At 36.1% G+C, this 26,725-nt stretch carries 26 protein-coding genes; 19 read left to right on the top strand and 7 right to left on the bottom strand.

Going from position 1 to position 26,725, the window contains the following annotated elements; translation table 11 throughout:
• Positions 1-477: 477 nt before the first annotated feature.
• On the top strand, positions 478-786 hold the full coding sequence (locus NP781_RS20200; protein ID WP_004232000.1) for a hypothetical protein: 309 nt from the start codon (positions 478-480) through the stop codon (positions 784-786).
• Between the two features lie 17 nt (positions 787-803).
• On the opposite strand, the gene NP781_RS20195 is transcribed toward NP781_RS20200, so the two are convergent.
• The 3 genes from NP781_RS20195 to NP781_RS20185 form a co-directional block, all read right to left on the bottom strand.
• Positions 804-1,946 (bottom strand): MFS transporter, encoded by a 1,143-nt coding sequence (locus tag NP781_RS20195; protein WP_257520674.1) that lies wholly within the window; start codon positions 1,944-1,946, stop codon positions 804-806.
• Positions 1,947-2,099: 153 nt separating this feature from the next.
• Positions 2,100-3,620 (bottom strand): succinyl-CoA:acetate CoA-transferase ScpC, encoded by a 1,521-nt coding sequence (locus NP781_RS20190; protein WP_004232003.1) that lies wholly within the window; start codon positions 3,618-3,620, stop codon positions 2,100-2,102.
• A 340-nt stretch (positions 3,621-3,960) separates the two neighbouring features.
• A complete protein-coding gene (locus NP781_RS20185; protein WP_004232004.1) occupies positions 3,961-4,611 on the bottom strand; it encodes a LytTR family DNA-binding domain-containing protein in 651 nt (216 codons plus the stop codon).
• Positions 4,612-5,116: 505 nt separating this feature from the next.
• On the opposite strand from NP781_RS20185, the gene NP781_RS20180 reads away from it, so the two are divergent.
• From NP781_RS20180 to NP781_RS20165, 4 genes are all read left to right on the top strand, one after another.
• Positions 5,117-5,911 carry a helix-turn-helix transcriptional regulator gene (locus NP781_RS20180; protein ID WP_004232009.1) on the top strand — a complete coding sequence of 265 codons (795 nt, stop codon included), beginning with the start codon at positions 5,117-5,119 and terminating at the stop codon, positions 5,909-5,911.
• Positions 5,912-6,087: 176 nt separating this feature from the next.
• Positions 6,088-6,849, top strand: coding sequence for a membrane protein insertase YidC (gene yidC / locus NP781_RS20175; protein WP_004232011.1), 762 nt, complete (start codon positions 6,088-6,090; stop codon positions 6,847-6,849).
• A gap of 55 nt (positions 6,850-6,904) precedes the next feature.
• Positions 6,905-7,153, top strand: a complete 249-nt coding sequence (locus NP781_RS20170; protein WP_221681422.1) for a hypothetical protein — start codon at positions 6,905-6,907, stop codon at positions 7,151-7,153.
• 150 nt (positions 7,154-7,303) lie between these two features.
• A complete protein-coding gene (locus NP781_RS20165; protein WP_257520673.1) occupies positions 7,304-8,083 on the top strand; it encodes a M15 family metallopeptidase in 780 nt (259 codons plus the stop codon).
• Positions 8,084-8,132: 49 nt separating this feature from the next.
• Here the strand turns inward: NP781_RS20165 and cls are convergent, their stop codons facing one another.
• On the bottom strand, positions 8,133-9,590 hold the full coding sequence (cls, locus tag NP781_RS20160; protein ID WP_202342249.1) for a cardiolipin synthase: 1,458 nt from the start codon (positions 9,588-9,590) through the stop codon (positions 8,133-8,135).
• Positions 9,591-9,808: 218 nt separating this feature from the next.
• A complete protein-coding gene (locus NP781_RS20155) occupies positions 9,809-10,969 on the bottom strand; it encodes an MFS transporter (protein WP_369354814.1) in 1,161 nt (386 codons plus the stop codon).
• A gap of 368 nt (positions 10,970-11,337) precedes the next feature.
• Here NP781_RS20155 and NP781_RS20150 point away from each other — a divergent pair, with 368 nt between their 5' ends.
• On the top strand, positions 11,338-11,475 hold the full coding sequence (locus tag NP781_RS20150) for an Lmo0850 family protein (protein WP_004232019.1): 138 nt from the start codon (positions 11,338-11,340) through the stop codon (positions 11,473-11,475).
• Positions 11,476-11,532: 57 nt separating this feature from the next.
• Here the strand turns inward: NP781_RS20150 and NP781_RS20145 are convergent, their stop codons facing one another.
• A complete protein-coding gene (locus NP781_RS20145) occupies positions 11,533-12,720 on the bottom strand; it encodes an FtsW/RodA/SpoVE family cell cycle protein (RefSeq protein ID WP_257520672.1) in 1,188 nt (395 codons plus the stop codon).
• Positions 12,721-13,073: 353 nt separating this feature from the next.
• On the opposite strand from NP781_RS20145, the gene NP781_RS20140 reads away from it, so the two are divergent.
• The 8 genes from NP781_RS20140 to NP781_RS20105 all read left to right on the top strand — a co-directional run bounded on the left by NP781_RS20140 (position 13,074) and on the right by NP781_RS20105 (position 21,935).
• Positions 13,074-13,826: a hypothetical protein gene (locus tag NP781_RS20140; RefSeq protein WP_257520671.1), complete on the top strand. Its 753-nt coding sequence runs from the start codon at positions 13,074-13,076 to the stop codon at positions 13,824-13,826.
• Positions 13,827-14,071: 245 nt separating this feature from the next.
• A complete protein-coding gene (locus NP781_RS20135; RefSeq protein ID WP_257520670.1) occupies positions 14,072-15,151 on the top strand; it encodes a D-alanine--D-alanine ligase in 1,080 nt (359 codons plus the stop codon).
• Between the two features lie 11 nt (positions 15,152-15,162).
• A complete protein-coding gene (gene murF, locus NP781_RS20130; RefSeq protein ID WP_257520669.1) occupies positions 15,163-16,530 on the top strand; it encodes a UDP-N-acetylmuramoyl-tripeptide--D-alanyl-D-alanine ligase in 1,368 nt (455 codons plus the stop codon).
• Between the two features lie 75 nt (positions 16,531-16,605).
• Complete coding sequence (locus NP781_RS20125) at positions 16,606-17,298, top strand: alpha/beta hydrolase (protein ID WP_221681417.1); 693 nt, start codon at positions 16,606-16,608, stop codon at positions 17,296-17,298.
• A 352-nt stretch (positions 17,299-17,650) separates the two neighbouring features.
• A complete protein-coding gene (locus NP781_RS20120) occupies positions 17,651-19,174 on the top strand; it encodes a degradosome RNA helicase CshA (RefSeq protein WP_221681416.1) in 1,524 nt (507 codons plus the stop codon).
• A 135-nt stretch (positions 19,175-19,309) separates the two neighbouring features.
• Positions 19,310-19,789 carry a PH domain-containing protein gene (locus NP781_RS20115; RefSeq protein WP_221681415.1) on the top strand — a complete coding sequence of 160 codons (480 nt, stop codon included), beginning with the start codon at positions 19,310-19,312 and terminating at the stop codon, positions 19,787-19,789.
• A complete protein-coding gene (locus NP781_RS20110; RefSeq protein WP_257522560.1) occupies positions 19,782-21,248 on the top strand; it encodes a PH domain-containing protein in 1,467 nt (488 codons plus the stop codon). The genes NP781_RS20115 and NP781_RS20110 overlap by 8 nt, the downstream gene beginning before the upstream one ends.
• 111 nt (positions 21,249-21,359) lie before the next feature.
• Positions 21,360-21,935 carry a GNAT family N-acetyltransferase gene (locus tag NP781_RS20105; RefSeq protein WP_054549589.1) on the top strand — a complete coding sequence of 192 codons (576 nt, stop codon included), beginning with the start codon at positions 21,360-21,362 and terminating at the stop codon, positions 21,933-21,935.
• Between the two features lie 60 nt (positions 21,936-21,995).
• Here the strand turns inward: NP781_RS20105 and NP781_RS20100 are convergent, their stop codons facing one another.
• A complete protein-coding gene (locus NP781_RS20100) occupies positions 21,996-22,619 on the bottom strand; it encodes a rhomboid family intramembrane serine protease (RefSeq protein WP_048394279.1) in 624 nt (207 codons plus the stop codon).
• Between the two features lie 65 nt (positions 22,620-22,684).
• Between NP781_RS20100 and acpS the strand changes: the two genes are divergently transcribed.
• The 5 genes from acpS (at position 22,685) to NP781_RS20075 (ending at position 26,441) form a co-directional block, all read left to right on the top strand.
• Positions 22,685-23,038, top strand: coding sequence for a holo-ACP synthase (gene acpS, locus NP781_RS20095; RefSeq protein ID WP_004232050.1), 354 nt, complete (start codon positions 22,685-22,687; stop codon positions 23,036-23,038).
• A 124-nt stretch (positions 23,039-23,162) separates the two neighbouring features.
• Positions 23,163-24,221, top strand: a complete 1,059-nt coding sequence (locus tag NP781_RS20090; RefSeq protein ID WP_221681411.1) for a LolA family protein — start codon at positions 23,163-23,165, stop codon at positions 24,219-24,221.
• Between the two features lie 179 nt (positions 24,222-24,400).
• Entirely contained in the window at positions 24,401-25,522 is a 1,122-nt protein-coding gene (alr, locus tag NP781_RS20085) for an alanine racemase (RefSeq protein WP_221681410.1), read from the top strand.
• A 300-nt stretch (positions 25,523-25,822) separates the two neighbouring features.
• A complete protein-coding gene (locus tag NP781_RS20080; protein WP_004232053.1) occupies positions 25,823-26,086 on the top strand; it encodes a hypothetical protein in 264 nt (87 codons plus the stop codon).
• Positions 26,087-26,090: 4 nt separating this feature from the next.
• Positions 26,091-26,441, top strand: coding sequence for a type II toxin-antitoxin system PemK/MazF family toxin (locus NP781_RS20075; protein WP_004232054.1), 351 nt, complete (start codon positions 26,091-26,093; stop codon positions 26,439-26,441).
• Positions 26,442-26,725: the final 284 nt, after the last annotated feature.

Raw genomic sequence — 26,725 nt, 5'->3', positions numbered from 1 at the left:
AAGCGGATTGCCTTTTAATTGCTAGAGCAAATCATGTAAATAGCTCCTTATAATAGAATGACACTACTATAAATTAGTACTGTTAAGAAGCCAGCTCCGCCGATTAATGAAGCCATATCTATCCAATCATATGCTAAATCGAATTCTTTCATCATAACCACTCTCCTATTTTAGTATTAATTCATTAATTCCCTTTACTTGCCTTTTATAATCATAAATAGTTACAAAATTTTGACGAATGCTAAAAATAGGGGTACGATAACTGGACTTTAATAGGAAATCGAGTGAGATTGTCTGCATTAAAAACTAGACGAACTACAATGGATTGACGGATTTATTACTAGATAAAAGGGCAAGTATTTATCCATACATTAATATATATGCTAGATGGTATAAAAAAATAATGTTTATTCTTTTAAGAATAGGGAAAAACTATACTACAGAGCTAGTTTCTATATTTTTAGGAGGTTATAAACTATGGCAAAACGAAAAGGAACAGGTGTTGTCGTTGCGGGATTAGCAGGACTAGCAGCATCTTATTTCAGTAAAAAAGAGAATCGTGATAAAGCACTAACAATGTTTAATAGTATGAAAGCAAAATTAGAGTCGTATCTTACTACAGGTCCTGATATGCATGACAATATTGCAGAACGTGTAGCTACAGAGGTAGCAACAGAGGCTGGTACTTCACCAACTAAAATTGCCTCGAATGAAATGGTAGCTGAAGGTGGAGGACATACTGGTGTCCATTTCTATAATGAAGAAATTCAAGAAAAGGAAAAGTAAACAAAAAACCTTCTCATCTAAGCATGAGAAGGTCTTTTGTTTGGGATTAGGATGGCGCCTGCAAAGAGCAATAACAAGAAGCCAGTAAATGCAAAGCCACTGACAGTACCAAGTGATAGCCAACCTAATAAAGAAGAGCCTATAACTACACCTAGAGAGAAAAACGCATAGAAATAGCCGTATGCTTTTCCTCGTACTTCAGCAGTTGTAGAGTCAATTAGAAGCGAATTTACTGAAGGGAATAGGAAACCGAATCCGATTCCATAGCAAGCCATTGCTATATAGAGTAAAGAGCTAGAATTTGCTTGGCTAATTAATAGCTGGCTTATTCCCATTAAACCTATACCAAAAGACAATGTTTTGAGTGGATTAACCTTATCAAAAATACGATTAGTTGGTAATAGGAAAACAAGGACTGCAATAATTCCAAATGTACTCATTAAAGTGCCGCTTAAACGAGAGTCGAAGCCTAAGGAATGTACTTTAAGGGGGAGTAGATACGCAATAACCCCTTGGGAAAACATTAAGAAAAACGCTCCTAAAAAGGCTTTTAATGTTCCTGTGTTATTAAAAAAGACACTGATCGGAATGTAATTACTCTGTTTAGCCTTCTCTTTTTTTACTTGATTTGCTTTCAATATAAAGAACGCAAAGATACCTAGCAGAAGCATAAAGCTTGCTGTGATATTGAAAACAAAGGGTACACTTGTCCGGCTAGCTAAAATGCCACTAAATGCAGGGCCTAGAATGGCTGCAATACCTACAAAGGCGCCAGAAATAGCACTGCCCTTTCCTCTTTTATCCTGCTCTGTAGCGTTCGCTAGATATGTAAAGGCAGCGGGAACAATGAAGCCTGCAACAAGGCCATGGATAAAACGTACAATTAATAGAGCAATAGGCTCTTCTACTAGATTATAAAATGTTAATGATAGACCTGTTGTTAGAAGACCTATTATGAGTATGACGAAAGGTCCTTTGCGATCCGTTAAGAAGCCAGAAATGATATTACCGAATGTATTAGAAAGCGAATACATGCCCACTGCAAGACCAGTGAGGAATGCCGATGCACCTAAAGACTCAGCATAAGTACTCATAACAGGAAGCTGAGTAAAAAGGTCGAAAAACGAAAAGAAAATAATAGCATAGATAAATTTCTTCATGGTTCCTCCGATGAAATAGAACATTATAGTCAATGATTGATATAGTCCTATTATAGCATTTTCCAATCGATAATACTTCTCACTTGTTTTTTGCGTTCACGTAAAAAAACGTCTAATAAGTATTAACTTATTAGACGTACGAGAATTTAATAATTAAGCTTTTGCAACTTCTTTTTTCATTGTTTTGTTTTTAGCAAGATTTACATGCCAAGAAAGTGCTTCCTCTAAAAGATGAGGAGTTTGGTGGTTACCAGTTGCTTCAACTGCACGGTTATAGTAATCCCATAATTGTTCTTTGTAGTCTGGGTGTGCACAGTTTTCAATAATTAAAGGTACACGTTCTTTTGGTGCAAGACCACGTAAGTCAGCAATACCTTGTTCCGTAACGATAACATCAACGTCATGTTCAGTATGGTCAACGTGAGATACCATTGGCACGATAGAAGAAATTGCTCCACCTTTTGCGTATGATTTTGTAACAAAAATACCAAGGCGTGCGTTACGTGCGAAGTCACCTGAACCACCGATACCGTTCATCATACGAGTACCAGAAACATGCGTCGAATTAACGTTACCATAGATATCTAACTCAAGAGCTGTGTTGATTGAGATTAGACCCAAACGACGGATAAGCTCAGGGTGGTTAGAAATTTCTTGTGGACGTAAGCAAATTTTATCAGCATACTTTTCTAAATTACCATAAACTTTTTGCTGTAATTCTTCAGTAAGTGTGATTGAAGTTGCAGCAGCGAATTTAACTTTACCAGCATCGATTAAGTTAAATACAGCATCTTGAAGTACTTCAGATGCAACAATTAAATCTTCAAATTCTGAATCTGCAAAGCCATCAAGGACAGCGTTTGCTACAGAACCTACACCAGATTGCAATGGCATTAATTGGTTTGTTAAACGACCCGCTTTAATTTCATCACGGAAGAAGTCTAATAAAATGTTTGCCATCGTTTGTGTTTCTTCATCTGGAGGTACGATTAATGAAGGAGCGTCTGGCTCTTCAGAAATAACAATTGCTTTAATTTTAGCTGGATCTACTTTGATACCAATATCACCAAGGCGTTGCATAGCATCTGTCATTGGAATAGCTTCACGTTTACCTTGTTCTCCAGGTACATAAATATCATGGATACCGATTAAAGCTTCTGGATGAGAAATATTTAATTCGATAATAATATTTTCTGCATATTCTGCAAAGATAGGTGAGTTACCTACAGAGTTTGTTGGAATGATTAATCCATCTTCAGTAATAGCAACCGCTTCAAGAATTAAATACTTGATCGGTCCAATAATTCCTTGGCGCACTAGCTCAGCATTATGAGAAAGATGAGCATCTACATATAAGATATCCCCAGAATTAATTAAATTACGGATACCCGCATCACCCTGGAATGGTCCACGTTTACGAATTGCACCAGCTTCTGCTAAGTACTTGTCTACTTCTGGTCCTAATGATGCACCTGTATATACATCAATTTTGAATTCTTCATTTTTTGCGCGCTCAACTAATGCCATTGGAACAACTTTTGCATCCCCAGCACGAGTAAAACCACTCATCCCAACTACATCACCATTAGAAATAAGTGCTGCTGCTTCTTCAGCAGTTACAATTTTACTCTCAAGTTCTTTTAAACCTAGGCGTTTTTGAACATTTGCATCCATAAAAAAATCCTCCCCTAAATAATTTTGATGGAAACCGATTACAAAACTAGAAAAAACATTTAAGAATTTTCTGTTTATTCAGTTGTAGTATGACTCCAACCATTTGAATAATACTATCACCAAATTGTCACAAAAACTTTAGAATTAGCATTAAATTGAGTAAAAAAAGGAAAATCGAGCATTAAGATGATTTTTCGACAGAGAAAACGTTTTATTGTAGAGCTGTTTAAATTTAGTTGTTTTCTACATTAAAAACAGTGCAAAAATAGTTAAATGGGGAGGATTTGTTCACAAAAAAGAACAGCGAACAATTATAAAAATTGCTCGCTGTTCATACAAATTAGAAACCTAAAGAACGACGGAAATAGCTTGCATAGCGTTGGCTTACCGGAATACGTGTACCATCTTTCATAATTAATAAAAACGTTGAGTGTGAATCTGGTTGAATTTCATCGATGTAGTCAATGTTAACGATATAAGAGCGGTGACAACGAATAAATGAGTCAGGTGCTAAAAATAGCTCTAGATCACTTAAGTTTAAACGGTGATAACCTTCACGAGTCATTGTTTTAACAAATGTTTTACGGAGTTGTGTTTCTAAATAAATAACTTGATCATGTTTGATTGGGTACCAGCAATCATCAATTTTGATTGTAATGTAGTTTGTTAAGAATGCTGATGGTTTTTGCGGGAAGATAGCAGTAATAGCTCCTTTTGTTTCGCCTTCCTCCATTAAAGGAATACTCATGCCATAATATGCGACACCGAAGACATCAGGTTCGATATAAGAGCTGATTTTTTGACCATAGCTTAATGCTTTGTGTGCGGCTGAACCTTCTTTGATAGGGTCACCAGGTTTAATTTTTAAATCAACTTTCTTGCTTGGTTGATAATACAAATATTCATTTGTATCAGAGATAGCGATGGACGTATTTTCAGGGAAGAATTCCTTAATAATCTCCATGATCTCTTCTATTTGTTTTGGATCCACTTTAAACACCTCGTCTAAACTTTTAAAAATAGTATTATCATCTATTTTACTACATATTCATATAAATTATATAGAGAAGATTTAGGAATAAAATAGAAAAATGTCGAATGATCCATTAGAATGATGTTAGTTGTTTTGTATAATTTGTAAATAAATTTATAAAATGACTAATTTATTTTGATATGTATATGGTAAAATTTAATTGTTAGGAATAAGTTTACGAGGTTTCTACTATGCATATGTGATAAATTAGAACTAGAGTAGCAATTAAAATGTGGTTGAAAGGAAATCGCAGAATATGGTAAAATTCACTGTATAGTCTATTTTTTTTATATTTGGTGTTTTAGTAGGGTTATTTTTGATTTATTTGTTAATAAAATTTGTGAAATAGGACTCAGTTCTTATATTGAATAAGTAAATACTATTTTCTTATTTTTAATTCGTCGGGATTGGTGTCAAATATTGTCATGCAATTCGTGCACTCTGAGGAAAGATGGGGAAGATTATGCAACTACATCAACATTCTATGTCAGAAACGATATCCAAAAGATACTTCCAAGAAATCGATAATATTAATCAATATATCGGTGTCGAAGAATTTTTTAATATTGAGTCGAAATTAATTTTTGAAATTTACCATTTAGAATCTGCAAAAGCGAAAAAATCTTTGCATGAGTTAATTGATATTCTCTCAATTCGTTTTGGCAAACAGGTCATTAAAATCGTTCGAAGTTATTTTTCTGTTTTGTCATCAATTGTTGCTCGTAAATTGCTGGACAATCAAGTACCTTCGAAAAAAGCATTTGCTTTCAATATTGCGTGTAACGATATGATAGAAAATCAGATGAAAGACGCAGAGTTTTTACAATTTGCTGATGATTTAATTGATTTCTTTGTTTACTTTATTGCAGATCGCAAACAACCGACTTTCCGACATCAAACTGTTAACAAAGTGATAATGTATATAAATGACGAGCTTGAAAATGATTTAACTGTTGAAAGTATAGCGAATAACTTTCATATAAGCACTAGTCACTTATCACGTATTTTTAGAGAACATGTGGGCATTACATTGGTTGAGTATTTAAATGTAAGACGTGTAGAAGAATCACAATACTACTTACGACATACAAACAAAAGTATTACTTCTATCTCAGATCAATTCCATTTCTGTAATCAAAGTTATTTTACACGTATTTTCAAAAAATATACGGGAGTTACGCCAAAACATTTTAGAGACGAGCTTCATCACGAATTTTATCGTTTTGAAATGGCAGAGACTGAATTACAAAATGTTTAGATTTTGAGCATAGGGAATGAGAAGGTGCGAACATATTAGCGTTGCTAAAGCTCGCATCTTTTTTGATGAATCATCTGAGGAAAAGGCTGAAGGAATGAGTAGCACTTGCTATTTGATAAAGAGAGACCCTATAAGGTATACTTCACAGTAGTTGATAAATAATAGTAGGTGGAAAAATGAAAAATTTGAAGCTATTTTCAATGCTTGGTATTGCTGTTTTTGTTCTTAGTGGCTGTCAAGCTGTGCAAAACAAAGAAGGTTTTTTCTATAGTATCTTTGTAAAACCTATGGAATTTTTATTGGAGTTTTTCGGGAATGATATCTTTTCAGGGAGCTATGGTTTAGCAATCATTGCGATTACTGTTCTAATTCGTTTAGTGTTAATGCCGATTATGTTAAAGAACTATCGTCAACAGCAATTAATGAAAACGAAGATGGATGCTTTTAAACCTGAAATGGAAGCCGTTCAGAAAAAAATGAAGGAAGCTAAGACAAAAGAGGAGCAAACGCAATATCAACAAGAAATGATGGCTCTATATCAAAAGCATGGCATTAATCCACTTAATATGGGTTGTTTACCGATGTTAATTCAAATGCCGATTATTATGGGTCTGTATTTCTCGATCTTGTATTCTGCCGATGTGAAATCCCATGAGTTTTTATGGTTTAGCTTAGGTTCACCTGATATCGTGATGACTATAGTTGCAGGGATTGTTTACCTAATCCAGGCTCGTGTATCTTTGTGGACGGTACCTGAGCAACAAAAAGCGCAGATGAAAATGTTTATTTATATTTCACCAATTATGATTGTCTTTATCTCCATGTCTTCTATGGCAGCACTGCCTTTGTATTGGTCTGTCAGTGGTGCATTGTTGATTATTCAAACATATATTGGACGTAAATATTATTCGGAACATCCTGAGAAAGCAAAAAAATAAATTGATTGATGTCGAGGCGCCTTTGTTGCCTCGATTTTTTTAGGAGGACAGCAAGATGAACAAAAAATGGCTATCATCTATTCTTGTTGCAGTTTTTAGTATTGCAGCACTTGTATTTATTATTATGGGGAAGTTTAATTTTGCGGTACTTGCAATGACGGTCATGTTTGCCCTATCAAATGGGTTTAGAGCAAAAAGCTTTAAAGAGCAAGGTTATATAAAAGAAGCAAAATGGATGCAGTATATGGCAATTTTTTTTGCAATTGCATCTATAGTAGTATTTGTCATCGTTCTAACAGATTAATTGAATATTTACGTAGTAAATTTACACCTGAAAATGTGAACAGTGCTAAAATAAGATTATAACTAGTAATACAAAAAAATAGGTATTTTCAAGGTGAAATGCTTTAAAACATCCTTTTAGATACCTGATATTTTAAAAGGGGTATAAAGAGTGAAAAACAATCGTCTTCCGCTTATCGTTGGTGCTTTCATATCTATCGCGTTAATCGTAGCAATTTTTGTAGTCTATAACTATAAAAATAATCAAGTAAATAGTGCATCTGATGAGCAGCCAAAAACAACAGAAACAAACAAAACGACTGAACAAGATTCTACTGCAATAGAGGAACCAGACAATACTGAAACACCTGCAAAGCCAGAGCAACAACCAGACGAAAATGGGTATCTTCCAAATCAAACATTACCTACGGAACCAACTTATATCAATGGTATTCTGTTAGCTAATAAAATTTATCCGCTTCCATCTACCTTTGCACCTGAAGAAAATCCAGAAGCACGAGAAGCGTTAAATCAAATGTTAGCCGCTGCCAAGCAACAAGGATTTGATTTAGTTGCATTTAGTGGCTACCGATCTTTTGAATATCAGACAACACTTTATGATAATTATGTTAAACGTGATGGACAGGCAGCAGCAGATCGATATAGTGCTCGTCCTGGCTACTCAGAACATCAAACAGGCTTAGCGTTTGATATAGGAGAGCGTGGAAAAGAAGATGTGTGGCTGACAGAAGAGTTTGGGGAAACTCCAGCAGGGCAATGGCTATTTGCACATGCGCAGGAGTATGGCTTTATTTTGCGTTTCCCTCAAAACAAAGAAGAAATAACAGGTTATATGTATGAGTCCTGGCACTATCGTTATGTGGGCAAAGAGGTTGCAAAAGAGATAACAAAGAAAAACATTACGTTGGAAGAATATTTAGGCGTAAAATAATAATAGGAAGAGAAGCCATTCTGTGAACAGGCTCTCTTCCTTTTTATTTTTATAAAATGGGTGTTAATAGTCGGGAAATAGATTCTTTAAATTTAATCAGTGTTGAACGGTTTTTATACATTTCCCATGTTAATTCCGTACAATCAAAAATATCCTTCTCAAACAGTTCTGCCAATTGGTGCGATATATTTGCATCATATATGAAGGCATTGACTTCAAAATTCAGACTAAAACTTCGTACATCAATATTTGCTGTTCCGACAGAGGAAGCCTCGTCATCAATAATAATAGCTTTAGCATGAATAAAGCCCTTTTCATAGATATAGACTTTGGCTCCAGCACGTAATAATTGACCGACATAAGAATAAGTAGCCCAATATACAAACATGTGATCAGGCTTGTTAGGAATCATAATACGTACATCAATGCCCGACAAGGTGGCAATTTTAATGGCGTCTAAAAAACTAACATCTGGGATGAAATATGGTGTTTGAATATAAATATATTTTTGAGCCATATTAATAAGCTTTAAGTAACCGATCTTTATTTGCTCCCAGTCTGAGTCTGGTCCACTTGAAACAATCTGTAAACCCACATCACCTTTTTTCGGGATGGCAGGGAAGTAACGATCCGAGTACCCCATTTTTTGTTGAGCACTAGCTTGGTTCCAGTCGAGTAAAAAGCGTGTTTGCAAAGGATGTACGGCACTACCCTCAATACGTAAGTGTGTATCTCGCCAATAACCAAACTTTTTTTGTAAACCTAAATACTCATCACCGACGTTAAAACCACCAATATAGCCAATTCGACCATCAATGACAACGATTTTTCGGTGATTTCTAAAATTTAAACGAGGGTTAAGAAGTGGCAAAATGGATGGGAAGAAAACTTCTACTTCACCACCAGCATGCAGTAACTCTTTGAAATGGCGTCTTTTAACATTACGTGATCCCATTTCATCATAGAGAAGACGTACCTTAACACCTTGCTTTGCCTTTTTTATCAATGCGTTGACGATACGTGTACCTAAGTCATCAAGTCTGAAAATATAATACTGGATGTGAATGTGATCTTTAGCTGCTTCAATGTCTTTAAGAAGCTGCTCGAACTTATTGGCACCATCATCAAAAATATCCAGATGGTTGTCCTGTGTTAATACTGCATTGTTTGTTCTGAGGTGCATATAAATCATCTCTTGATAATTTTCTGCATTAGCAATACGAAACTCAAACGTTTCATCACGAATCGCTTCCATCTGATAGGTAATCAGATTATCAATCCCGATATCCTTGCGTCCTTCCCAACGGAATAGATGCTTTCTTCGTAATTGTCTTCCAAGTAATAAGTACAGAATAAATCCAGCTAATGGCAGGAAAAATAAAACGAGAATCCATGCCCATGTAGAGGTAGCATCTTTACGTTCTAAGAAAATGATGGTCATGGCTAATAAAATATTAAAAAACAAAGTTAAAGGAACTAAATATTCTATATCTGTAAAAATGCTCATTCCTACACCTGCCTTTGTATTATTAATAACATACCTAGTATAGCCTACTTCAAATGCGGAAAGAAGATATGAAATGGCTAGATAGCATGGAAAAGGATTATCCCTTTGATAGATAGGGATAATCCGCATGGTTTAATTAGTAATTCTCTAATAGAATAGGATGTTTCTCCGATTACTGACTCAACGTTTGGTATCCATAAAATGCAACCTACTATATTTTATGGATGGCGCAATGATTTACGCGATGCCTTATATATGTAGATTAGACTTATAGAAAGAATGGCTATTGCAGCGGAAATATAATAACCAAGACTTGCTTGTACGGTAAATAACCATGTGAAAAATAGTGGTCCAAGAATACGTCCTAAGTTATCCATTGAATAGGACAGTCCAGCGGCAGTCCCATATTGTCCTCCAGATTCTTTAGAGGAGAGTGATACAACACATGTTCTTGCAAGTGCATTACCTGCTGTAAAGACACAAAGGGCAAGCCCGGCGATAAAAAGATTAGCTGTCAATGTAAATAAAAGCATGCCGATAGCAGTTACAATTTGTGCGCCAATTAACCATGTCGTTTCACTGCCATTTTTTATGCGTCGAACGACCCCTCCTTGAATAGCTGCATCGACAAAGCCACTAAACATGAACAAGTAACCAATTTGTAACGGTGTAATGTGAATTTTTTCGATTTGAAATAGCTGAAATGTAGCCTCAACGCCTGCTAACATAAAAGTTACTAAAAAAGAAAACATAAACAGATAGCGCACACGGTATTGTAGCATGGTTGCAGCACCTTTTGGCACTATAGCACGTTTATTTGAATCTTTTCGTTTTTTAGGTTCTTTTAGGACGAAACTTGCATAAATAAATAATAGTGCAATTAATGCTGCTGATGCAGTAAACGGTAGCTGCAAGCTATAATGGCCTAGCATTCCCCCGATTGCTGGACCAAAAATAAACCCAAGACCAATGGACATGCCCATAAAGCCCATATACTTATTGCGATCCTCTTCACTAGACATATCGGCGATAAATCCTGTTACTGCTGTATATAATGCACCAGAAAATAAACCACCAATAATACGTGAAACATACAGTATAGCTAGGTTATCTATAAATAGTGAAAAAATAACAAAACTAAGGCTAAAGCCAATTAGACCAGTAAGGATTAGTTGTTTTCGCCCTACCTTATCGGATAGCATACCCCAAAACGGTGCTGTGAAAAAACTTGCAAGTGAATAGACGGTCAATAAACCACCTACGTGGAGATCATGCCAATTTTGCTGCACAATTACCTCTGGTAAGACGGGGATAATAATGCCGAACCCTAGATAAACGAGGAATTGAACAGACATCAATAGTAAAATAGCCTTTTTCATACAGTTCCCTGCTTTCATACGATATTTCAATATGTATATTCTACCCTTCTTGTTCTTGCGATTACAACAATAGGGGATGCTAAGCTTGAATAAAGTGGAACAATTTAGTAAAGAAAAAATGAAGCAATTTGAGATTTTTTAAATCTATGTTCTGATTTTTGAATAAAATGTAGCCATTTTGGGTAATTTAAATATGTTTGATGGAAAAGTTTGATGATGTGAAAAATTTACAATGTAACAAAATTGAAAAATTTTAAAGGTAAGTTAAATGGTATGATAAATTTGTCAGACATCATACTCGTAGAAAAATGAAACTTTTTCGTAAATAAAACGTTATATAAAATCGAGGAAAGATTGAGGTGGAATGTATGACAAAAGAAGTAGATTTGAAAAAGATTGTTTCGAATTTATCTAAGTTGGGTGTAACAGCCACTGTAACAAAGTCTCGACTAGAACTTTTAAAAGTGCTAACACCACCAACGCAAACTCCGCAAGTTCAAGCTTAACTCGTTTCCAATAGAAAAAGGGAGGTCTCATTACGCGAGACTTCCCTTTTTCTATAGTTATTCATCTTCATCATGTGTGGTAAACATATATGTTCGATAATGGAATCGCATACTAAAGACTAGCCCAATCGCTAAAGCATTCCCCATAAGCGAACTTCCTCCATAGCTAATGAACGGAAGTGGAATACCTGTGATAGGTAATAATTGAATAGTCATACCAATATTTTCGAAAACGTGGAAGGTAATCATGGCAATAATCCCAGCACATACATAGGTCGAGAAGGGATCTTTCAATAAAAGGGTTGTCTTTGTTAAATGATAAATTAATAAGAAGAATATGCAAATAACAATACTAGCCCCAATAAAGCCCCATTCCTCACCGATAACTGTAAAAATGAAATCGGTATGGTTTTCAGCTACATATACTTCACGATTTCTAAATCCCTTACCAAAAATTTCACCTGATCCAATGGCATTTAAAGAGGTAATTAAATGATAGCCATCGCTGGATGAATAGGAATAGGGGTCTAGCCAAGAATAAATACGAGCAAATTGATAAGTCTTAAAACCAAATGTTTTTTCTAGAAAGTCCTGCATATAGAGTGCCATCCACAGTAGTGTACCGCCTGCTACCATGCCACCTAAAAATGTTGGTAAAATGATTTTCCAAGAAATACCTGCTACAATGATGAGTGCGGCAGTAATAGCAAAGAATACAAGTGCTGAGCCTAGATCAGGCTGCTTTAAAATAATAGCTAATGGTACGATTAGGGTGATAGCGATTTTACCTAGTAGCAAAAAGTCTGTTTTAATTGATCGTAATGAATAAATTTCATGGTGCTTACTAATTAATCGAGCTAGTGCTAAAATGTAAAAAGTTTTCATAAACTCAGAAGGCTGAATATTTCCAATCGGCGTATGATACCAGCTTTTAGCACCATTAACGGGTGCACCGATTTGACCTTCTCCTTCTGGCATAAAAATAAGCAGTACCAGTAAGGCAATCCCTGCTCCATACATATACCATGACATTTTTTTATATTGATCTGGCTCAAAAAACATGACTATACCAATAATTACTGCACCGATCACATACCATTGCATTTGTTTTGGTACGTAGTTAATGCCATATTGTCCTGAGGTTTGGGCAGATGCAATAGCTAACAAACTAATGACTAGAAAAGTGAAGAGTATAAATGCAAGTGTCCAGTCAAAACGATTTGCGAAATTTCGTTTATTTTCCATAAAAGCCACCTAAAATTAAAATAGTATCTCAATATGAGTAAATATGATGCGATTCTCCCTATTTCGTTTATAATTGGTCAAAGAAGAAAGCAAAATAATAACCAGCAGTGGTGTAAGAATAGCTCATATCTATTGATAAGCTTGCAATTTGCTTTGAATATTGTCAATGGAATTTTAAGCAAATACTTGAACTCATTGAGTAATCTAAACTTTATATGCAAATGCATGTTTAACATTCCTAATTATAACGCATAAATTACTTTTATGCCTGCGTATATAGTAGTGACGACAATTAACATAAAATGTTTCAAAAAAATCATGTTTAGTCTTATAATGTAGTGAAGAATGGGGTGATGGTTGTGGCTAAAAAATTAAAGTCATCTGATGATTTTATGTATCATATTTATGTTCATATGAATGATGTCGATAAATTTGTTATATTTAGCGGGTTAAAATTCTCGCAATTTGTGGCTGCACTTGAACCACTACATCACTTGCTGTTATTAAAACATTCCTATGAAGACGGTTCTTTTAATATGCATACACAATTTGAATATGTATTAGAAGAAGATGTTCCTCGTTTTGTTAAAAAATCTGCTGAATCTAAAGAATTATGTTGGATTGATTTTATGGACGAGAAGAGGCTAGATCATTTAACACCGATGGAACAAGGAGAATTGCTTTACATAAGTCACAAGAAAGAACCGATTACGTCAGCGTTTTTTAATAAATTACAAAATAGATTTGTCTATTATTCTTCAGACTTAGAGAAAATGACGAAAATTTATTTTCGTCATTTAAGTGATTCGGATTTATTGGTTGCCAATGTTTTTAATAGTTTAATTCGTGAAAAGGAACGCAACACTGGATTTTGGCGTCGAAAAGTAAAAGCGAGTATACCCGCTATATCACCAGATTTTTTACGTTCTTACCGATCCTTTGCGAAAGATGGAGCATTACTATCTCTGTATCGAATTGAGAAACCGAAAGTAGCGTATGGAATAGAAGTTCGCAATCTGTCTGAATATTCTTTTCCTGACGAAGTTTGGGATGACTTAAGTACGATTCTAAAAACAGAACACGATGAATTAATCTATATTATTTAATTAAAAAGGTGACGCAATCAAAGAACAATGACTTCTATAAACTGAAGATATAGGATGTTGGTAGATATTATTCTTATTGCATTGTTCCTGTATAATTCTATAGCAGGAACTAATGATGCCAGGGCATAATCGATGAAATATACGTAAAATCTCACCGTTAAAAATACGGTGAGATTTTTATGTCATTTGTCAAGACGTTTCATGATAAACTAATAGTACTCAAGAAGTATGTGGAGGGCACAAAAATGAAAAAAAGAATCGGTTTATTATACGGCGGAAAGTCAGCGGAGCACGAAGTGTCATTATCGACAGCACGTGCAGTCACTGGAGCTTTGAATTTCGAGGAGTATGAAGTATATCCGATTTTCATTACATCTGATGGGGAATGGCGTCGTGGAGAGCGTTTAGAAAAACCCGTAAGTGCAATAGAAGAACTACAATTTGGTGATAATACTACAATTTTAGAAAATAATATCACTGATTTTTTGATTGATAAAAGTGGCAATGAGGTAAAGTTTGATGTCATTTTCCCATTGTTACATGGTACGAATGGTGAGGATGGAACAGTGCAAGGTTTACTTGAAGTTCTAAACTTACCGTATGTAGGAAATGGAGTATTAGCATCCTCTGCTGGAATGGATAAAGTGGTAATGAAGCAATTATTTGAAATTGCTGGATTACCTCAAGTGCCCTATACGTATTTTATTCGTAGTGAGTGGAAGAATGAGCAACAGGCAATCATTGAACGCTGTGAAAATAACTTGAATTGGCCAATGTTTGTAAAGCCTGCAAACTTAGGATCAAGTGTTGGGATTAGCAAGGCAACAGATCGCGGGCAATTAGTAAAAGCAATTGAGGTTGCTTTGCAATATGATCGTAAAATCGTTGTTGAACAGGGAATTGTCGCTCGTGAGGTTGAACTGGCAGTGTTAGGAAATGACTATCCTGAAGTATCAGTGCCAGGAGAAATTAAACCCGTTACTGATTTTTATGATTATGATTCTAAATATAAGGACGGTTCTACAGCACTTATTATTCCAGCTGAGCTTCCAGTAGAAACTGTGGCAAGCTTAAAAGAACTGGCAAAGCGTGCATTTAAGGCTATAGATGGTAGCGGCTTAGTTCGTGCGGACTTTTTTGTAACGGCTGAAAATAACGTTTACATTAATGAAGTAAACACAATGCCAGGTTTCACGCCTGTAAGTATGTATCCATTATTATGGCAGCATACAGGTGTGAGTTATCCAGAGCTGATCGACCGTTTAATTACCCTAGCAATTGAGCGCTATGAAGAAAAACAACAGCTTCACTATAAAAAAGACTGAGTGGGATTATCGTGAAAAAAACTTTAAAACAATTAGCTGCATGGTTAAATGAGGATATGGCGGCTTTTGGTGACACTGTTGTGTCAGGAATTTCTATTGATACAAGAACAATTCAACAAGGAGACCTATTTGTTCCGTTTCGTGGTGAGCATACAAATGGGCACAAGTTTGTAATGCAGGCATTTGAGAAAGGTGCCGGAGCTTCTCTTTGGCAAAAGGATGAGCCGAACCCACCAGAAGGTTACCCTTTGTTGTTTGTGGATGATCCAGAATTAGCTTTGCAAGAAATGGCTAGAGCATATCGTAATGAACATAAAGCAAAATTTATAGGCATTACAGGTTCAAATGGTAAGACATCAACAAAGGATATATTAGCGGGAACACTAGCGCCATTCTTTAAAGTACAAAAAACGATCGGGAACTTTAATAATCAATTGGGCCTGCCCATTACTATCTTACAGCTTGATGAAGATACAGATGTGGCTGTCCTTGAGATGGGCATGAGTGGATTTGGTGAAATTGAGTTTTTAACGAAGCTCGCTCGTCCACATATGACGGTTATTACCAACATTGGTGAGGCCCATATGCAGGATTTGGGGTCTCGTGCTGGTATTGCAAAAGCAAAGTTTGAAATTATTCAAGGAATGCAAAATGATGGTCTATTATTCTATGATGGTGATGAACCTTTGCTCCAAGAATTAGTGGCAAAGGAACAGCACTTACAGTCAGTACCGTTCGGGTTAGAACCCAATAATCTTTTATACGCAGACAATATTCATGCTAACGCTGATGGCAGCCACTTCACTACACACGGTATGATAGCGGGTGATTTCTTTATTTCCGTGCTTGGCAAGCATCAAGTGAAAAATACACTTGTGGCAATGTTAATTTCTCATAAGCTTGGTTTAAGCAATGAACAAATACGTACATCCTTAGAGCATGTCGTATTAACAGATATGAGGATGCAACAGGTACTAGGAACGAATGGCGCTCTATTTATCAATGATGCCTATAATGCAGCACCAACCTCCGTAAAAGCTGCCATTCAATTTATGGCTACATCAACTATTCGACCTGAAAAATGGCTTGTGTTAGGAGATATGCTAGAGCTTGGACCAAATGAACAAGTCTTCCATGAGAGCCTAGCTGAGCATATTAATGAGGATGAAATTGATTATGTCTGTTTGTTTGGTCCTCGAATGCTATATCTTTACAAAATATTAGAAGAGCGCTTTGAGGCGGAACGTTTATTGTATACTGAAGATGATTATACGGCTATTATTGAAAAGCTAAAACAAGCGAATGAATTATCTATTGTTTTACTTAAAGGCTCACGTGGTATGAGATTAGAGACGATCTTAAAGAAATTTATGTCATAGTAGCAATGAATCGGTGAGAGAAACGCTCACCGATTTATTTGTGTAGGTTTATCTTTGTTAAATGAGGTGAGAACGTTGTCAGTAGGTGTACTATGTATTCATGGATTTTCAGGTGGTCCATACGAGGTGAAGCCATTCACAAGTTATTTAGGTTCACATACAGATTGGATAATTGAAGAGCCAACATTGTCTGGGCATGGTGAAGAATTACATATGAGTGGTTTTAAGGCGAAACACTGGTTGATGGATGCCGAATTAGCTTTCCGATCGTTGGCAAAAAAAGTTGACGAGGTAATCGTTGTTGGCTTTTCAATGGGAGGAATTATAGCGCTATATTTAGCTAAACGCTATAAAGTGAAAAAGCTTGTATTACTAAGTGCTGCTGCAAAGTATGTGAGCCCTAAACAGCTAGTCAAAGATTTTAAAATGATAGCTACTGAAGCCTATCACCATAATTTGACTAATAACGAACTCTATCTACGATACCGTCATAAGTTTAACAATGTGCCGCTTGCCTCAACAGTAGAATTTATGAAGCTGGTAAGAATGGTGGAGCCGTATTATCGACATATTCAAACTCCTGTATATATTGTGCAGGGGAAGTTGGATGGGATAGTGCCTTATCATACAGCTCAATTTCTTTTTGATGAATTAGCCTCTACAGACAAATTCTTGTATTTTTCTGATAATGGCAAGCATCATATATGTTTTGAGGAAGATTGCTCTGAATGGTTTCCACAGGTTTTAATGTTTTTGAAAGACAAATAAAGTAGTCAGATTATTACGACTCATGCGTTATCGTTGCATAGGATTTAAAGCCATGTTAGACTAGTATAAGCAATGGATACATTTTGTGCGAAGACTCTTCATATTTGGTTGAAGAGTACTTTTTTTTGAACACAACGGTTTTATTCTAAAGTGAAAAATTACGACAGAATCGAACCGCTCGGTAAAGACCGGGCTTTCCTTTTCATATAAGAGAGCTCTATATGGACTATCATGTAGAGAAAATTTTTAAGTAACGGAAACGTTCCACTACACAGGCTCGAATTTGCCGACAACTTCATCTGAAAATGTAACCATTTGTCAACTTAAAAGGAAAAAAAGGAGATTGAGAAGTTTGACAAATTTTTCAGAATTAAATATTAGCGAATCTACATTACGCTCTGTAAAGCGTATGGGATTTGAAGAAGCAACACCAATCCAAGAAGGTACTATTCGTTTTGCAATTGAAGGCCGCGATGTATTAGGTCAAGCACAGACAGGTACTGGTAAAACTGCCGCTTTCGGGATTCCACTAATTGAAAAAATCGATCCAAAAAACCCTAATATTCAAGCATTAGTCATTGCTCCAACTCGTGAGTTAGCGATTCAAGTTTCAGAAGAGCTTTATAAAATTGGCTATGACAAACGCGTAAAATTATTATCAGTATACGGTGGTCAAGAAATTGGCCGTCAAATACGTGCACTGAAAAATAGACCTCAAATCATTGTTGGTACGCCAGGTCGTATTATTGATCATATAAATCGTCGTACGTTAAAATTAGAAGATGTTCAAACATTAGTATTGGATGAAGCAGATGAAATGTTAAACATGGGCTTTATCGATGATATTAATTCAATCTTAGAAAACGTACCTTCTGAGCGCCAAACATTACTTTTCTCAGCAACAATGCCACCAGCAATCCGTAAAATTGCAGAAACATTTATGCGTGATCCAGAGATTGTAAAAATTAAAGCAAAAGAATTAACTGTTGATAACATTGATCAATATTTTGTTAAGTCTGCTGAGCGTGAAAAATTCGATGTCTTATCTCGTTTATTAAATGTACACCAACCGGAGCTAGCTATTATATTTGGTCGTACAAAACGTCGTGTAGATGAGCTTGCACAGGCCCTATCTATTCGTGGCTATTTAGCTGAAGGTATTCATGGTGATTTAAGCCAAGCGAAGCGTATCTCAGTATTACGTCAGTTTAAAGAAAATAAAATCGATATCCTTGTTGCGACTGATGTAGCCGCTCGTGGACTTGATATTTCGGGTGTAACACATGTTTATAACTTTGATATTCCTCAAGATCCTGAATCATATGTTCACCGTATTGGCCGTACAGGTCGTGCCGGTAAATCAGGTCTTGCAGTAACATTTGTAACACCACGTGAAATGGGTTACTTACGTATTGTAGAAGAAACTACGAAAAAACGTATGACACCTCTTCGCCCACCAACAACGGATGAAGCATTAGAAGGTCAACAACGTTTAGCTGTGGAAACATTGGAAGGTCTTATTGCTAATAACAATTTAGGTGATTACCGCACATTTGCAGCAGAATTACTAGAGAATCATGATGCAGTCGATGTTGTTGCAGCTGCTCTACGTTCATTAACAAGAGAGCCAGACGATACACCAGTAACAATCACAGAAGAACGTCCATTACCAATGCGTCGTGAACGTTCTAGCAATAATCGCGGTGGCGGTGATCGTGGCCGCGGAAACCGTAGCTTTGGTGGAGGACGTCGTGACAATGCTCGCAGTGGAGAGCGTCGCAGTAGCAGTAGCCGTCGAGAGGGTGGACGCCGTGAAGGCGGACGTCGTGAAGGTGGACAAGGTCGTTCTCGTTCTCCAAGACGTCACGAAGGATAATTTTAGACGAATTACACTTAATTTTTATAGTAAACCTTACAGTCATGATGGCTGTAAGGTTTTTTTTCGGCTATAGTTGAAACAAAAAGGTGAGTGAATTCGTATACACCTAATGAAGAAAGAGGGGGAACGACAATGAGAGCACAACCGATTCATCAAATTTCTCGTAAAGGGCTAACAGTGTGGCGTTTATATGGAGTCATACAAACATTGGTGCTGTTAGTTGTAGCAGGACTTGTAAGCTATGGTACTTATTATTTTGAATGGCCTTCATTTATTTACTTCATAGCGTGTGCAATTGTATTACTAAGTGCGATATTATCTATTTTTATTTTCCCGAAAATAAGATGGGAAAGATGGCGCTATGAAGTTCGAGAGCATGAAATCGAAGTACAACATGGTTTATTTGTTATGAAACGCACATTAATTCCAATGGTACGTGTGCAACATGTTGATACAACACAAGGGCCGATATTAAAAAAATACGACCTAGGTAATATCTCTATTTCTACAGCTGCAACTGTACATACGATTCCTGCACTTGTTATGGATGAAGCAGACGAACTGCGTGCGCGTATTTCTGATTTAGCAAGGGTGGCTGAAGATGATGTCTAAGGAAATTAATCGTTTACACCCAGTGTCTGCAATTATAACAAGTGTAAAAGCATTGAAAAGTATGATATTACCAATTGCGATTATTATCATAAGTAACGGCTTTAATTTTTCTTTGAATTTTCGTAGTGATCATTTTTTTGAAACCATTTTACTGTTCGGTGTATGGGGAGTTGCAGCACTTCTTGCGTTCGTGGGAGGAATCATAAAATGGCGGACATTTGTTTACTGGTTTGAAGATGGGGAATTGCGTGTGACATATGGATTATTTGTTAAAAAGAAACGTTATATCCCTTTTGAACGTATTCAAAGTTTAAATTACAATGAAGGTGTTTTTCATCGCATTTTTGGTTTAGTGAAAGTTCAGGTGGAGACTGCTGGTAGTAAAGGAGGAAAACCTGAGGTTGAACTGACAGCCATTCGCAAAGCAGCGGCAGATATTATTGAATTAGAAATGCGTCATGTTAAAAACGAAGCGGTTCAACAACAGGATCAAGTGCAGGTAGTAGAGGAAGCGATACCAACTCCGATGATGTACCATATGTCCATGCGAGATTTACTGGTATTAGCAACAACATCTGGTGGAATTGGTGTTGTGTTATCAGGTCTTGCAGCAGTTGCTTCACAATTTTCCGATATTATTCCTTATGAAACTGTATTTCATGAGTTAGCTGATTTTGTGAAAATCGGCGCATTTTTAGTGGCATTGACGGTGATGGTTGTTTTAATCGTTGCTTGGATTGTATCTGTGGTCATCACACTGATAAATTATTATGATTATACTGTCCGCATTGAGGAAGAAAAGTTGATTATCACAAAAGGTCTGTTAGAAAAGAAGCGTATTACTTTGCCGTTGAATCGAATTCAGGCAATTCGTATTGTGGAAAATCCATTACGTCAGTTAACAGGCTTTACTACAGTGGTTGTTGAAAGTGCTGGTGGTAACGGTGAAAATGGAAATGATAAAAAAATTACGCTATTTCCACTTATTAAGAAGCCAGATTGTATGCAAACATTAGAACAGCTTTTTCCAGATATGAATTGGCAGCCTACATTTACTCGCTCACCAAAAAGGGCAAGACCATTTTTTTATCGCATTGATTTTTTCTGGCTAGTTCCGGTTATCGGTGCATCTATCTATTTCTTTTATCCATACGGGCTATTGTCGTTGCTGTTAATTCCATTAACAATTTTACTTGGTATTTGGCAGCATAGAACAGCAGGCTATCAAATAGATGGCAAGCAACTGGCTATGCAGTATCGGGTGTTTAGTCGAATTACGTTAATCATGGAGAAGAAGCGAATACAATCTATTGAAAGTACACAATCATACTTTCAAAAAAGAAAGAATGTTATGTCTGTAAAAGCAACCGTCATGTCAGGAGCAACTGGTACAACAGGGAGTGTTTCCAGCTTAGAGCAACAAGATGCCGAGACGATCTTAACATGGTATGAACATTAATGAACTAAAAAGCTAATCCTTTCAATTTTATGGAAGGATTAGCTTTTTTAACTATAATTAAATAGAGATGCTGTTTATAATATAATAAACAGAACAAAAGGGGTGGAGACATTGTTTAAATATGACATTAATGAAAGCGCTTATTTAAAGCTTTTGGATTTAAGTGATGTAGAAGAGTTATTCGCTTTAACTGATCGTTCAAGGGATACATTACGTGAATGGTTGCCCTTTGTAGATGATGTCAAAACAGTAAAGGATACTGAGCAATTCGTAAAAAATGCTATGCAACAATATGCTGATCACAATGGCATACAAGCAGGGATATACTATGATGGAAAGCTTGCGGGTGTTATTGGTTATCACCAAATCAACTGGCAACATAAATGGACAAGTATTGGCTACTGGCTAGGGAATGAATTTGTAGGAAAGGGGCTCGTTACGAATTCCATGAAAGCATTGATTGATTTTGCCTTTAATTATTTAAAGTTAAATCGTATAGAAGTGCGTGTTGCAGTAGGTAATATTCGTAGTCGTACAATCCCAAAGGTATTGGGCTTTCATGAAGAAGGGCGTTTAAGGGATGCTGAGTGGCTATATGATCACTACGTAGATCAGGTTGTTTATGGTTTAACAGCAACTGAATGGAAAAAAATAAAGATGTCAAATGAAGCTACAGTGGTTTTATAATGGATGTCATTGTAAGGAAAGAGGAGCTGCTCTATAGGTGAGCAGCTCCTCTTTTTAATGTTATGGTCTACCAGCCATCTTTTGTTTTCGCCAACTTAAAATTCTTTTTGGATGTAAATAGACAAGTCCAAGGATAAATCCGGTTACTAAACCGCCTAAATGTGCAAAGACATTCACATTTGGTTGGAGAAAAGTCATAATGACACTGATGACGATGATTGGTAAAATGAGCTTACGAAGCATTGGCATTGTACGTCGAGTATAGTAAACTAATGCCCCAAATGCCCCAAAAATTCCAAAAATAGCCCCACTTGCACCAAGACTCGCATAACTACTATCATAGAATATATAGGTTGCCATGTTGCCTACAATACCTGATACTAAATAAATTGTAATGAAACGTGCTTTCCCTGCGATTTTTTCTAGCTCTGGTCCAAAGAGATATAAGGAAAACATATTAAAAAACACATGCATAAAACCTGCATGTAAAAACATGGCAGAGAAAACACGCCACCATTCACCACTTTGAATCAGGAAATTTGCTTGGATTCCGTAATTCCACAAAAGTGTTCCTATGCTGGGTATGAGAGACAGTACATAAAGAGTAAGATTTATTGCTATTAAAGTTGAAACAACAGGGTAATACTTTGTATATTGCTTAAAATTTTCCGTTCTACTAAACATGGCTCCACCTCAATTTACAATTATTATACATGCCTTGTTGGAAATAGGTAAAGGAGAAGGTTCACATGATTAAGGGAATTGGCCTCGATATTGTAGAGATTGATCGTATTGCAAAGGCTATGAAACGAACAGATAAATTTAAAGACCGCATTTTAACGATAAATGAAAAAAAAATATTTGATGGTTATTCAGAAACTCGTAAAATAGAATTTTTAGCTGGGCGATTTGCTGCAAAAGAAGCATTTTCGAAAGCTTTGGGAACAGGGCTTGGGGAACAATGTAAGCTTCATGATATGGAAGTATTAAAAGGAGCGGCAGGCAATCCTGTTTTATATTTTAAGGATGAACTTGTCAATGGATTTGTTAGTATTACGCATTCTAAGCAATACGCAGCTGCTCAAGTAATCTTATTAGAATAGTACTTAACTTGTCTAAAAGGATTGCATGTAAATTTAAATATATTGCCCTTTCTTCAAATGACATAACTGACAAATACGGTTCATATATTGTCGTAGTGGATTTGAAAGAAGAAAGGGTGAAAGCGTGGGCAACCGTATAGTTAAATGGCTCGTCTTACTTTGTACGATATTACTTCTGTCGGCATGTGGTGCAGCCTCACAGGAAAAAGTGTTGAAGAAAGTGAATGGTAAATGGGCAGAGACGAATGGTTATGAATTAAATGCATCGATGGAAATTAAATCGGGTGGGGAACCAAGAAATTATGATGTAACAGTATGGCACACAAAACCTGATTTCTATCGAGTAGAAGTAGTTGAAAGTGGGAAAGATGTTTCTCAAATGATTGTACGTAATGCTGATGGTGTTTTTGTCGTAACACCGACATTAAACAAAATGTATAAATTCCAAAGTGATTGGCCAAAGAAAAATAGTCAGGCGTACTTAATTGGAGCGCTAGCAGAAGATTTAGCAGAAGATAAAAATCTTGTCATGAAAGAAGAAGAAAAAGCATATATATTTGAAGCGGCTACTAGAAATAGCTATAAGAACAGTATGCCACATCAGGTTATAACAGTAGATAAGAAAACTTTATTGCCAACCTCAGTAGTTATTATGAATGATGTGAAAGAAGAGCAAATCAAAATCACATTTAAGAAAATTAAGCTAGGTGTACAACATGCTGCAAAAGAGTATGCAGTTGAGCAATTCACTGATAAAGATAACACGAAAGGTGAACAAGCTACACCTGCCGAAAAAGAAGGGCAAGAAGATAATGAGGATAAGGAAGCTGTTGGAGCAGAAGTTGAATATCAAGAATTCCAAACACATTATCCTGTTGTAAATTGGGCACAATTAGCGAATGAAAAAGTTGTGCAGGAAAGTGGAATGGAACGAGTAATCTTAACATACGAAGGTGAGAAGGCATTTACTGTTATGCAGCAACCAGTAATGAAGGAAAATTCAATGTTACCTGTATCGTCACCTGGTGATCCAGTTGATTTAGGTTATACAATTGGTGCTATTACAGATACATCAATTAGTTGGGAAAAAGATGGTGTTGAATTCTTTGTAGCATCAAGTAAATTAACGCGAGAAGAAATGATTGAAGTTGCTACATCTATGACGATAAGTAGTATGAAGTAACTTTTCTGGCTACAGCCTTCTGGAATGCGGAGGCTGTAGCTTATTGATAATTAAAATGAACCTTATAAAGTATAGGCTCATGCGAAAGCTAAAACTTTGTGTGTACAAGCTAAATTGACATACTTTGCAACATGTATGTCCTACATAATGTTTTAATTAAAAATAAAGAGGGTATTCTTATGAAGACACAGCAGTTTTTTCGTCCAACCAAAGCAATAATAGACTTACAAGCAATTCAACAAAATGTAAAAAACTTAAAAGAATTTTTACGACCTAATGTTCAAATTATCGCTGTAGTAAAAGCAAATGCGTATGGTCATGGAGATGTAGCCGTTGCGCGGGCAGCTCTTGAAGCTGGTGCCACAGTACTTGCAGTGGCAACGCCCGATGAGGCATTACATATTCGAGCACATTTTGAAGAACCAGACATATTAATATTAGGTGCATCTCCAGTTTCATTTGCTCCTTATGCAGCGCAACAACGTATTATACTTACGGCATTTGCCGATGATTGGATGCAGCAAGCTGCTTCTCTTTTAGTGGATGAAGCGCTTCCTTTACGACTTCATATAAAAATAGATAGCGGAATGGGTAGAATAGGTATTCGCTCAGAGCAGGAATTATTAGAGCTCTATCAAACAATACAGTCTACAGATAACATGGAGCTGGATGGAATATTTACACACTTTGCGACAGCTGATGAAGAGGATACGCTACATTTTGATCAACAGGTACAATTTTTTGAGAAATGTTTAGCTGTAATACCTAATAAGCCGCGACTTGTTCATGCATCTAATACAGCAGCCTCATTAGTAAAAGATCCGCATTTACAATATGATGCTGTTAGATTTGGTATTTCAATGTATGGATTATCACCTTCTGCATATGTGAAAAGTATTTTACCTTTTCCTTTGTTACCAGCGTTCTCGCTTGAAAGTGAACTTGTTCATGTAAAGCAAATAAAATCAGGTGATCCAGTTGGCTATGGAGCTACATATGTTGCCCCTACAGATATGTGGATAGGAACAATTCCAATAGGCTATGCAGATGGTGTGATTCGCAAGTTAGGTGGGCAAGAGGTTTTAATTGACGGAAAAAGAATGCCGATTGTTGGACGAATTTGTATGGACCAATGTATGGTTGCCCTACCAAAAGCATATGATATAGGTGAGAAGGTAACACTCATTGGTCGGCAAGGGAATACTGGCGTATCGATCGATGAATGGGCAACAAAGCTCGAAACAATTAATTATGAAATACCATGCATTATAACAACAAGAGTTCCTAGAATATATCTTTAGTTATTTTCATTAGAATTAGTCAAATCTCAATGTAATGTCATGAGCAATGTTCCAAGTTGAATTTGGTAAATAAATTAGCACTGGAGAACTTATTTCTTTTCCAAAACATAGTAATGAGTCATATTTGGAAACACATTGCAATAATAATTATTCAGCATATACCTTCGACAACCAACATATTTTTACAATTTGTACTTCAAATTGTCAGATATTTTGTCATTTCATGTCTTTTCAACAATATCTTTCAATGATAGAATGAGAAGTAATGAAAAGTGTATGGTTCCGTTGGAGGTGCTTGCTGTGTACGAGAAAAAGTTAAGAGAAGCTACAATTGCTGTTCAAGACAGACTATTTCTACAAACAAAGGAAGTAATTGAAGGTGAATCTTTTGTGCGTATTTTGGCGCGCAAAAATTTAATGCAGGAGCAACCAAATCAAATACGGGAAGCTATGATTAAAGGATATGTTGAAATGTCTCATATTAATTTAATGATTGCGAGCGAATGCTTGCATGCAGAGTATGAAGCACAACATATGGTGGAGCGTCTCGTTAGCGGGGGATGACACTTTGAATGTAAAACGTGGTGACGTTTTTTTTGCAGACTTATCACCGGTAATAGGTTCTGAACAAGGAGGCACTAGGCCGGTGCTGATTATTCAAAATGATATTGGCAATCGATTTAGTCCGACTGTCATCATCGCAGCTATCACTGCACAGATTCAAAAGGCAAAGTTACCGACACACGTTGAAATCAATGCTGAAAAGTATGGTTTTGAACGTGATTCGGTTATTTTGCTAGAACAAGTGCGAACAATTGATAAGTCAAGATTGACGGATCGTATTACGCAACTTGATCATGCTGTGATGGAAAAAGTTGATGGTGCGTTGATGATTAGTTTAGGTCTAGTTAAATTTTGATATACATATGTGTATAGAAGCATCGAGATTATGAAATCTCGATGCTTTTTTGTCTTATATGCTGAAATGTATTTACTATAATTTGGATTACTATAGATCTTGTTCAGCAAACGATTTTGCTACGAAAGATGAAGTGCCTGAAATAATTAAGCCAAGGTGTAATTGATAAATGTTACAAAAAGCTTTAAGATATACACAAGATTTTTAATAAAAATAGATTTTTGAAAAAATTCTTAAAAGGTATATGAAAATCTACATAGAATATTCCATTTATAGAGGCGATT

Origin of the sequence: Lysinibacillus sp. FN11 (assembly GCF_024628845.1) — a bacterium.
Classification (GTDB): Bacteria; Bacillota; Bacilli; order Bacillales_A; family Planococcaceae; genus Lysinibacillus; species Lysinibacillus capsici.
This window is presented reverse-complemented; position numbering and strand designations above follow the sequence as displayed.